The 9,813-nt window shown below is 69.4% G+C and carries 8 protein-coding genes; 4 read left to right on the top strand and 4 right to left on the bottom strand.

The genetic code is table 11. The features are described 5' to 3' along the window. Positions 1 to 79 precede the first annotated feature (79 nt). Positions 80 to 1,003 (bottom strand): hypothetical protein, encoded by a 924-nt coding sequence (locus EBE87_RS18770; protein ID WP_147425981.1) that lies wholly within the window; start codon positions 1,001 to 1,003, stop codon positions 80 to 82. A gap of 262 nt (positions 1,004 to 1,265) precedes the next feature. Between EBE87_RS18770 and EBE87_RS18765 the strand changes: the two genes are divergently transcribed. After that, positions 1,266 to 1,541: a hypothetical protein gene (locus EBE87_RS18765; RefSeq protein ID WP_120637266.1), complete on the top strand. Its 276-nt coding sequence runs from the start codon at positions 1,266 to 1,268 to the stop codon at positions 1,539 to 1,541. A gap of 22 nt (positions 1,542 to 1,563) precedes the next feature. On the opposite strand, the gene EBE87_RS18760 is transcribed toward EBE87_RS18765, so the two are convergent. Further along, entirely contained in the window at positions 1,564 to 2,745 is a 1,182-nt protein-coding gene (locus tag EBE87_RS18760) for an acyl-CoA dehydrogenase family protein (protein WP_158600826.1), read from the bottom strand. 212 nt (positions 2,746 to 2,957) lie between these two features. Here EBE87_RS18760 and EBE87_RS18755 point away from each other — a divergent pair, with 212 nt between their 5' ends. Further along, a complete protein-coding gene (locus tag EBE87_RS18755; protein ID WP_120637268.1) occupies positions 2,958 to 3,872 on the top strand; it encodes a 3'-5' exonuclease in 915 nt (304 codons plus the stop codon). Positions 3,873 to 3,919: 47 nt separating this feature from the next. Here the strand turns inward: EBE87_RS18755 and EBE87_RS18750 are convergent, their stop codons facing one another. Further along, positions 3,920 to 7,723, bottom strand: a complete 3,804-nt coding sequence (locus EBE87_RS18750) for a PAS domain S-box protein (RefSeq protein WP_158600827.1) — start codon at positions 7,721 to 7,723, stop codon at positions 3,920 to 3,922. Beyond that, the gene (locus EBE87_RS29060; RefSeq protein WP_158600828.1) at positions 7,723 to 8,340 is read right to left on the bottom strand and encodes a hypothetical protein; all 618 of its coding nucleotides are present in this window, start codon (positions 8,338 to 8,340) and stop codon (positions 7,723 to 7,725) included. The genes EBE87_RS18750 and EBE87_RS29060 overlap by 1 nt, the downstream gene beginning before the upstream one ends. A 236-nt stretch (positions 8,341 to 8,576) precedes the next feature. Between EBE87_RS29060 and EBE87_RS18745 the strand changes: the two genes are divergently transcribed. Both EBE87_RS18745 and EBE87_RS18740 read left to right on the top strand, forming a co-directional pair. Next, positions 8,577 to 9,107 carry an MbcA/ParS/Xre antitoxin family protein gene (locus EBE87_RS18745; protein ID WP_120637270.1) on the top strand — a complete coding sequence of 177 codons (531 nt, stop codon included), beginning with the start codon at positions 8,577 to 8,579 and terminating at the stop codon, positions 9,105 to 9,107. Further along, positions 9,107 to 9,778, top strand: a complete 672-nt coding sequence (locus EBE87_RS18740) for an RES family NAD+ phosphorylase (protein WP_120637271.1) — start codon at positions 9,107 to 9,109, stop codon at positions 9,776 to 9,778. Before EBE87_RS18745 ends, EBE87_RS18740 begins: the two co-directional genes overlap by 1 nt. Positions 9,779 to 9,813 lie beyond the last annotated feature (35 nt).

Below are 9,813 nucleotides of genomic sequence, written 5' to 3'. Positions count from 1 at the left end.
TGATCGTTACCGCCGGTCTGCCCATCGCGGCTCTCCCTACGATCACCTGCATGATCATAGGAATTTCGCGATCAGGACACTAGGCCTGCTGAAGAGACAGGCGCAGGCTCATCTGCATAAGGTGGCGGCTGACATCCCGGAGCCCCTGGAGCCGCCGCTTGCGGATGACCTCCAGCGGCCTGGCGCCCCGGAAGGGTTCCGGGCGGAGCGGCGCCGAAAGCCACGGCCCCGGATCGAGCCCCAGTTGCCCCAGTGCCGCATCGAGCGACCGCATGGCGGCCAGGATCTCAGCCTGACTGTCGGTCAGCTTGAAGCGCGGACGGGCGCCCGACTTACTCAGGCCCCGATCGGACCCGATGAGCGCGAGGGCATCGGGCGCGGCGAGCCCCCAGCGGTCCGCCAGCGACCAGAAGCTGCCCGAGGACAGGCCGGCGCGGGAGCGGGGCCTGTGGTCATGCTTCTCCTCCGGCGACGGTGAGAGCTTGGCGGGAGGGCGGCGCGCCTGCGCCGGCTCCCGCCCGGGCGTCTCGGGAGGCTTGGGCGGCGGCGGCGGTGCCTGCACCTCGGGCCGCAGGGGATCAGCGGTGGCCGCGGGTGCGGAGCCGTCCAGGTCCACGCCGAAATGCTGTGCCAGGCGATCCAGCGTTGCACTGAGATCGCCAAGCGGCTCCAGCACCGACGCGGCCGGGGGCAAGGCCGCCAGGCGCCCATCCCGCCGCAGGGCCGGCAGGTCCTGGGGCAGGGCATCGAGCCGCAGGAGACTGGCTTTCAGCGGATTGCGCGCATCGATGCGGCTTGTCTCGGGAGGGCCGGCATAGCCCTGCTCGGAGGCCACCACGGCCTCGATCAGGCGTGTGGCGGCATCGCGCAGCAGGCGGGCGGCATTCCGGGTGCCGCCGGCCTGCGCCAGCCGCCGTGCGTCCTGGGCATCGGCATGGGCGAGGCGGAGCAGGCTGGCGATCATCTGCCGCACCGACACGCGCTTCCCGGCATGTTCCTTCACGGGCTGGGCCTCCACATCAGTCGGCAGGCCCGGAGGACGAAGCGCCGCAGCCTGGCCTGTCCTGGCCTTTAACGCCCAGAAGGCCGGAAGGGTCGGCGCCCGGCCGGTCGGAACCGGCACATCCAGCGCGGGCGGCCAAGCCGTTGGGCAACACGGCTTCAGCTTTAGGGTGGCAGGCGATCACGACATCTCGGGTCGACAAGGTGCTCCGAATCGTACTCTATTTGTTCTCATAAATGATCCTGATGCCGGAGCCGTATTCATGCCCGATGAGACGCCATCCCTGGTGGACCCCGTCACCGCCCATCGCGTGCGCCAGGCACTGGCCCAGGCGCTCCGCAACGGCTGCACCCTGCGGGAAGCCAAGGGGGAGGGGCGTGGTTACCTGAAGGCCATCAGCCCGGCTCTGCCCCAGGCCCATGTCGCCGAGGTCATCGATGGGCTCCTGGCCGAACTCGATCCGGCCCTGTGCGACCTGATGCACGGCGGGGCCGATGCGCGTGCCGAGCCGCCCGAGCAGCTCCGGCTGGGGTTCTGATCGGCCAGCGGCCAGCACGGTATCAGAGAACCGGCGTGCCCGGCTCGATGCCCAGCAGAACGCGGCCGGCGGTTTCGAAATTCGCACTCTGAACCTGGGCATGCTGAGAGGCCGTATGCACGTCGCGAAAGCAGCGCTGCAGAGGGCAGTGGTCGTAAATCGAGGTGCCGCCGCCGATGTCATAGGCAGCCTGCACCACGGATTTCGACACCTCCCCCGCCTGGGCCAGGGCCAGCCGCACCGCCACCCGCTGCTCCAGGGTGACGGTGCCGCCGCCCGCCGCGGTGCTCCAGGCGGCCTCGCAGGCTTCGAGCAGGAAGGCACGGGCGGCCCGCAATTGCGCTTCCGCCCGCCCGAGGGTGGCGTGAACGACGGGCCGGTCCCGCAGCAGCTCCGGCCGGATGCGGGGGGTCTTGCCGGCCGTGATCTCCCTGACCGCATCCAGCGCCGCCCGCGCGATGCCGAGCGGCACGGCCGCGATCGTGAGGCCGAGGACGGTGTGCCGCGGTATCGTGTAAAGGGGGCCGGGCTGCACCGGCTCCTGATCCGGTGCCAGGGCATGGGAAGCCGGGACGAAGACATCGGCCATGCGGTAGTCGTGGCTGCCGGTTCCACGAAGGCCTCCGACATGCCAGGTGTCGATGATCTCCGCCTCGCCGGTCGGAAGAAACAGGATGCGGGTATCGACGGTGCCGTCCAGTGCCCGGCGCAGGACACCATCCTCCATCACCACGCATCCCGTGGCGATCCAGGCGCTGTGCAGGATGCCGCTGCCATAGGCCCAGCGTCCGCTCACGCGGTAGCCCCCTGGTAACGGCACCGCCCGGCCGAGGGGCGCGAGGTTGCCGGACACCAGCGCCCGCTCCGCCACGAAGATCCGGTGGGCGGCAGCCTCGGGCAGAAAGCCCGAGAGCCAGGGCGGAGCGCCGCCACCGATGGTCACGCACCATCCCACGGTGCCGTCCACCCGGCTCATCTCCTCCACGACCTGGAGGTAGTCGGTCAGGCTCAGCTCGAGGCCGCCCAGCCGCCGCGGCAGGAACAGCGAGAAGAAGCCATGCTCGCGGAGCTGCTCGATGAGGACGGCGGGCAACCGCCTTTCGCGCTGGATATCGTCCCGCAGGCCGGTGATGGCCGGGCTGAGGGAGCGGGCCGCCTCGATGAGCCTCTGCGCTTCCAGCCCGCGTTCGCGTGCGATGGACATGGCCGGCCTTCCTGTTGCAGCCACTCTGCCAGGTGCATGCTTCTTCCTCCGGCGCGCCGCTGGCAAAGGAAAACCGCCGCCCGGCATCCGCCGATTGCGTGGCCGCGCCGCAATGCGCGCCGGGGTTAAGGGCGCGCCCTGAGAGACCATCAAAGTGCTATTCCTGTTCTGATCCACTGGCGCATATCGGCGCCGGGCGTCATGGAAGCGGCATGCCACATGATGCCGTGACCGCACCTGACCTCCACGCGCTGGAAGAGATGGCGGCGTTGCTGGAGGCCAGTGGGCAGTACCGCGTGCTCCGCCGGGTGAGACCTCACCCACAGGCCGCGATCCCCGACGGCACCCGGACCCGCCTTGGCCTGCTCCTGGACCTCGAGACGACCGGGCTCGACCCGTTGCGGGACGAGATCATCGAGATCGCCATGCTGCCCTTCACCTACGGGCTGGACGGCACGGTCTATTCGGTGGGGGAGGCGTTCAGCCAGCTTCGGCAGCCCTCCGTGCCCATCCCGCCCGCCATAACGGCCCTGACAGGCCTGACGGACGAGATGGTGGCCGGCCATAGCATCGACCCCGCCGAAGTGGCGCGGTTCATCGAGCCGGCCGCTCTCATGATCGCCCATAATGCCGGCTTCGACCGCCGGTTCGCCGAAGCCTTCTGCGGCGCCTTCGCGGAGAAGCCCTGGGCCTGCTCGCTGAAGGATGTCGACTGGGCGGCCGAGGGGTTCGAAGGCAGCAGGCTGGGCTATCTGGCGATGAAGCACGGGCTGTTCTTCGACGGCCACCGCGCCGTGCACGACTGCCAGGCGACGCTGCAGATCCTGGCGCGGCCGCTGCTCCGCTCCGGCGTCACCGGCCTGGCCCGGCTGCTGGAGAACGCCCGGCGCCCAAGCTGGCGCATCTGGGCGGCCGAGGCGCCGTTCCACCACAAGGATACTTTGAAGGCGCGGGGCTACCGGTGGAACGGCGAGGCCAACGAACACCCCAGGGCCTGGTACATCGACGTGGTGGAGGGTGCGCAGGCCGCCGAATGCGCCTTCCTCTGCGAGAGCATCTATGGCCGCGAGGTGGAGCCGCCGATGCGCCGCTTCACCGCCTATGAACGGTTCTCCGTCCGGGGCTGACAGCCGGCGGAGGCCCGGAGGTCTTCCACGCCCACCAACCCTTCACCTCAAGGCTCGCAGGTCTCGTTCAGCGCATCACCGGTCATGGCGCGGATGCGGCTGGCCAGAGCGGTCATCGCGAAGGGCTTGGTGATGACCTGCATGCCGGGCTCGAGGCTCACATTGCCGATCACCGCATTCTCGGCATAGCCGGTGATGAAGAGCACCTTCAGCCCCGGCCTGTGCTGGCGCGCGGCATCCGCCAGCTGCCGCCCGTTCACGCCGCCCGGCAGGCCCACATCCGTCACCAGCAGGTCCAGGCGCCGGGGGGACTGAAGGATGCGCAGGCCTTCCGGGCCATCGGCCGCCTCGATGGTGTCATAGCCGAGTTCCTCGAGGACCTCGGTGACCAGCATGCGGATGACCGGCTCGTCATCCACCACCAGCACCGATCCCTTCGCCCCGGCGCCGAGAGCGCCGGATGGCGCTTCGGCCGCCACATCGGCCACGGTCTCCCCGACATAGCGCGGCAGGTAGATGTGCACGGCGGTGCCCCGGCCCACCTCGCTGGTGATGCGCACGCGCCCGCCGGACTGCTGCGCGAAGCCATAGACCATCGACAGCCCGAGGCCGGTCCCCTGGCCCAGCGGCTTGGTGGTGTAGAAGGGCTCGAAAGCCCGTTCGGCGACCTCGGGCGGCATGCCGGTGCCGGTGTCGGTGACGGAAACCATCACATACTCGCCCGGCTCCACCCCGCGCAGCCGTGCCGCGCGCGGGTCGCCCAGCGACTTGTTGACCGCCTCGATGGTGAGGCGCCCGCCATCCGGCATGGCGTCGCGGCCGTTGATCGCCAGGTTGAGCAACGCGTTCTCAAGCTGGTTGGGGTCGCACAGCGTCATCCACAGGTCCGGCGGTATCGCCGTCTCGACCTGGATGGCGGGCCCGACGGACCGGCGGATGAGGTCTTCCATCGAGCTGACAAGCCGGGTGATGCCGGTCGGCTTCGGGTCGAGCGTCTGCCGCCGCGAAAAGGCCAGCAGCCGATGGGTCAGCGTGGCCGCGCGCTGTGCCGAGCTTTGGGCGGCTTCCAGGTAGCGTGAGAGATCCTGCGTCTGGCCCCGGGCGATCCTGAGCCCGATCAGGTCCAGGCTGCCGGTGATGCCGGTCAGCAGGTTGTTGAAGTCATGCGCCAGGCCCCCGGTGAGCTGGCCGACGGCCTCCATCTTCTGGGACTGACGAAGCTGCTCCTGCGCCCGCTCCAGTTCCTCGGCCGCGATCTTCTCGGCCGTGATGTCGCGCCCCACGGCGTGGATGAAGCTTTCATCCGGAACGCCGGTCCAGGAGATCCACCGGTAGCTGCCGTCCTTGTGCCGGTAGCGGTTCTGGAAGTGGAGGACCCGCGCCCCTTCGGCAAGCTGGCCCACGGCCGCCGTGCTGGCTTCACGATCCTCCGGGTGGATCAGGTCGAGGAAGCGGCTGCCGAGCAGCTCCGCCTCGCTCCAGCCCAGCAGCGTCCGCCAGGCGGGGTTTACCGCCGTCATCGTCGAATCGAAGCGCCCGACCAGCATGATATCCGTCGAGAGGCGCCACATGCGGTCCAGGTCCGCGGTACGTTCCGCGACGCGTGCTTCCAGCGCCTCGTTGATGGCCAGCAGCGCGTCTGCCAGCGTGCGGCGGTCGTGGATGTCGGTGTTGTTGCCGAGCCAGACGGTGATCTCGCCGCTGGTGTCGCGCACCGGCATGCCACGGATCTGGAACCACCGGTAGGCGCCGTCATGGCGCCGGAAGCGGCAGTCCACGGCATAGATGCCGCCCTCGCTGCGGGCTTTCTGCCAGGCGGTGAGAAGCGTTCCGGCATCCTCGGGATGCAGGATCCTGTCCCAGCCGAGGGGGAGGGATTCCTCCGCTGTCAGGCCGGTATATTCGTACCAGGCATCGTTGAGGTAGCTCAGCGTCCCGTCCTGGTGGCCGAGCCAGATGATGGCCGGCGAGGAGGAGGCGAGCAGCCGGAAGCGGCCTTCGCTTTCCCGCAGCCGCGCCTCGCTCTCCGCCAGGGCCCGCACCGCCCGCCTGCGCTCTGTGATGTCATGCACAACCAGAACGGCGCCCGTGACCCGGCCCTCCACCAGGATCGGCGCGTTCGAGCAGGCGACGTCGACCGTGTCGCCGGTCTTGCGGAAAAACACGTCCTCATGCCCGCGCAGCACCTCGCCGGACGACAGTGCCCGGACCAGCGGGCATTCGCTGGCGCTGTAGGGCTGGCCGTCCTCGTGGTGGTGATGCAGGAGGTCATGCAGGGCGCGGCCCATCAGCTCGCCGCGCTGCCAGCCGAACATCTGCTCGGCGGCCGGGTTGGCGAAGGTGATGCGCCCTTCAGGGTCCATCAGGAACAGCGCCTCAGCGGCATGCTCCGTGATGGTCGCCAGCAGGTCCGTCTGCTGGCGCAGCTCGGTTTCGGCGCGCAGGCGCTCGCGGGCCGCGGCGGCCTGTTGCGCCAGGGTGCCCATGAAGAGCAGGTCGGCGTTGGAGAAGCGGTCGCGGCGCCGCGTCCCGAAGGACAAGGTGCCCAGAAGCCGTTCCGCCGCCAGCAGCGGGAAGGCGGCATAGGCGCGGATGCCATGCCGCCGGACGATGCCCGTGCGGGGATCGTCGCTGGCCTGCACGTTGCCGACATACATGGCCCGCCGGGTGCACGCGACATGGCCGCACACGGAGCTGCCGTCCATGTCGATCCGCGCGACCTCCGCCTCGACCTCCGGCGGCAGCCCGAAGCGGGCGGCGAGATGCAGCGCGTTTTCTCCTTCATCGGCCACGAAGCTCAATGCCGCATCGATGCCGAATTCATCGGCCAGCGACTGGAAGAGCGATCGCAGAACCTCGTCCGGGTCCCCTGTGTCGAGGAACCTGGCCGCGGTCTCGGACACGATCTCCAGCCTGCGCGCCCGCATGCGCAGCACATGCTCGTCGCGCTTCCGGTCGCTGATGTCGCGGTAGAAGACCACGATGCCATCGGCCGTCGGATAGGCCCGGATCTCGAACCATGTGTCGCGGTGGTCCGAGACATAGTGGTTCTCGAGAGTGACGGGGACGCGTTCCTCCAGGCAGCGCCGGTAGGCCGCCTCCAGCGGCGTGCCCACGGAGGCTGGCCAGAGGTCCCAGTGCACCTGGCCGAGCAGGTCTTCGCGGGACCTGCCCTCAAGCTCGATTGCCCTGCCGTTCACTTGCACGATCCGGAAGTCGCGATCCATGGCCATGAAGGCATCGCCCATGGCTTCAAGCAGGTCAGCGGCGCGCGCCTCGGCCAGCTCGGCTTCCTGCTGGGACCGGCGCTCCTCCGTGCGGTCCCGCAGGATCTTGAGGAAGCCCCGCACCTCGCCGTCCCGGAGCGGCATCATCTGGCCGCGGGCCCAGAAGCGCGAGCCGTCCTTCCGGACGTGCCAGCGCTCACCCTCCGCCCGGCCGTGCTCCAGGGCGATGTCCATCTCGGCGCCGGGCAGGCCGGTGGCCCGATCCTCGGGCAGGAAGATCACGCTGCCCGGCTGGCCGAGGATCTCGGCCTCCTCCCAGCCGAGGGTGCGCCGCGCCCCCTCGTTCCAGGATGTCACCCTGCCCGACAGGTCCATGCTGAAGATGGCGTAGTCGGTCGCACTCTCCAGGATGAGCCGGTGGAGCTCCGAGCTCTTCTGGAGTTCGGCCTGGCTCCGGCGCAACTCGGCGTTGACGCGCTGCAGCGCGGCGTTGAGTGAACCGGGCGAGGCTGAGCCCTCTTCCCTCATGCCAGCCCGGAGCTGTGCGACCTCGGCCTCCAGCTCGGCTTCACGGCGCCGCAGCCGCGCCAGTTCCGTCTGGTCTGCTTGCTCGTCCGGGGGCATCACCGCGCCACCTGCGGGGCACCCGCGCGGCGTGCCTCGGCCATGTCCAGCATCCGCTGGCGCGAGAAGCCGGCGATGCGCGCGGAAAGGGTGGTGAGCGCAAGTGCCAGTTCGGCCTCGTCCATGGCGCCCCGGGCAACCCATTCCGCCAGCAGGCCTTCCGGCGTTTCTTCCGCCCGCCGCATCCAGTCCGGCGTCGTGGCGCCGTGGCTCCCGTCCCACTGGCTGCACCAGAGCCGCCAGCGCGTCCTGGATCCGTGGTCGCGGGGGAGCCCCGTGAAGCAGCCTTTCGGCAAGTAGCCGACGGCGATGTTCACATGCGCAGCCGGAGCATGAAGCCGGGGGCGCCGGTCCCAGACGATCACGGCGTCCTGCGGCTGGATGCGGCCTTCCAGCAGGTCCTGGGGGAAGAGGGCCAGGGTGGGGCAGGTCTCCGAAGCCTTGCCCAGCCCACGCCAACGCTCCGGCCAGGCCGAGGCCGGCGTGGCTTCCAAGGTTTCGATCAGGGCGCGGAGCGCACCGCTGGGGCCATCCCCGGCCCCGATGTCGCGCGCCCGGCGCCGGGACAATATTCCGGCATGGTCCAGCGCGGCCTGCCAGACGTTTCCGAACAACATCTCCAGCCGTGGGACGAGGTTACCTTGGCCGTCCATCATCCCCTCACGTGTGAGCCGCTGTTTCTAGGCTAAAGCAACCTAGGCGGAAAGCACCTAAGGGCATTCTGGGTTGTATCTTAACCCAGGGCTTTCCCCTCGGGCTTTAGAAATGAACGCCATGGCTCAGCAGGGGCTTTAATCCTTTGACATTGTCCTGATATGAGCATAGTCCATATCGAGGCATAGGAGGCCGCCTTATGACCGCTGTCCAGAGTGCCGCACGCTCGCCTGTCGCCCCCAGGCCGTACCGCCTGGACCGGAGCCGCTTCGCGCCGGAAAACCGCCGCCGCCTCAGTGCTCCCGGACTGCGGACCTTCCTGGCCATTGCCGATCTCTGGGGGCTCGACGAGACCCAACGCCTGCTGGTGCTCGGCTACCCGCCGCGCTCGACCTTCCACAAATGGGCCAAGACGGTTCGCGAGCATGGCGAGATCACCCTTGATGCCGATGTGCTGACGCGGATCTCGGCCGTGCTCGGCATCCATCAGGCCCTTGGCGTGCTGCATGGCAGTGAGCGGGAAGGGATGGCGTGGCTGCGGGCCCCGCATGGGGCGATCGTCTTTGGCGGCAGGCCGCCGCTGGATCTGGTGACCAGCGGCACCCAGGACGGGCTGATGACGGTGCGCCGCTTCCTCGATGCCGCGCGCGGCGGCCTCTACATGGAGCCGGTGGAGGCGCTCGACCAGAACGCCCGGCCTTACACGGACGAGGATCTGATCATCTCTTGATGGATGCCCATGCGGCCGCTCCGGCCCCCAGCTACCGCCTGATTCCCTCGAAATTCCCGCCCATCGGGCTGTTCGACACCGTGGCCACGGCGGCGGATGCCGAAGCCGTCATGGAGCTTGCCGGCTGGACCAACGACCGGCTGGTGGAAGAGCGGCTGCGGCGGCTGCCCGAGGCGGAATGGGTCTACGGCCGCCCGAATTCCAGCGTCGTCATGGCCACCTTCCTGCACGCGCCGCCCTCGGGCGCGCGCTTCAACGGGCCGGACCTGGGGGCCTGGTATGCCGCGGCCAGCCTGCGGACAGCGGCCATCGAAGTGGCGCACCACCTGCGGCGGGAAGCCGTGGCCACCGGTGCGCCCAGGCTGCAACGGGCCTTCCGGACCTACACGGCCAGCCTCGCGGGGGATTACCTGGACCTTCGGGGGCAGCAGGCGGCGCGGCCGGAGGTCTATGCCACCGGCAGCTACGCGGCCTCCCAGCTCCTGGGGGAAAGCATCCGTGCCTCGGGCGGGGCGGGCATCATCTATGACAGCGTGCGGCATGCCGGGGGCACCAATATCGTGGCCCATCGTCCGCGCAACATTCTCCAGGTGACCCAGGCCGACCACTGGCTGCTGGCCGTGCAGGCCGCCTCGCCCCGGATCAGCCTGAAGCGGTTGAGCGGCGCCTGAGGCGGCGCTTCCAGGGCCGGCAGGTCTCCTGCCGG

Source organism: Teichococcus wenyumeiae, from assembly GCF_003696345.1.
In the GTDB taxonomy this organism is placed as follows: Bacteria; Pseudomonadota; Alphaproteobacteria; order Acetobacterales; family Acetobacteraceae; genus Pseudoroseomonas; species Pseudoroseomonas wenyumeiae.
The sequence above is the reverse complement of the archived record's forward strand: the minus strand, read 5'-3'. Positions and strand labels throughout refer to the sequence as shown.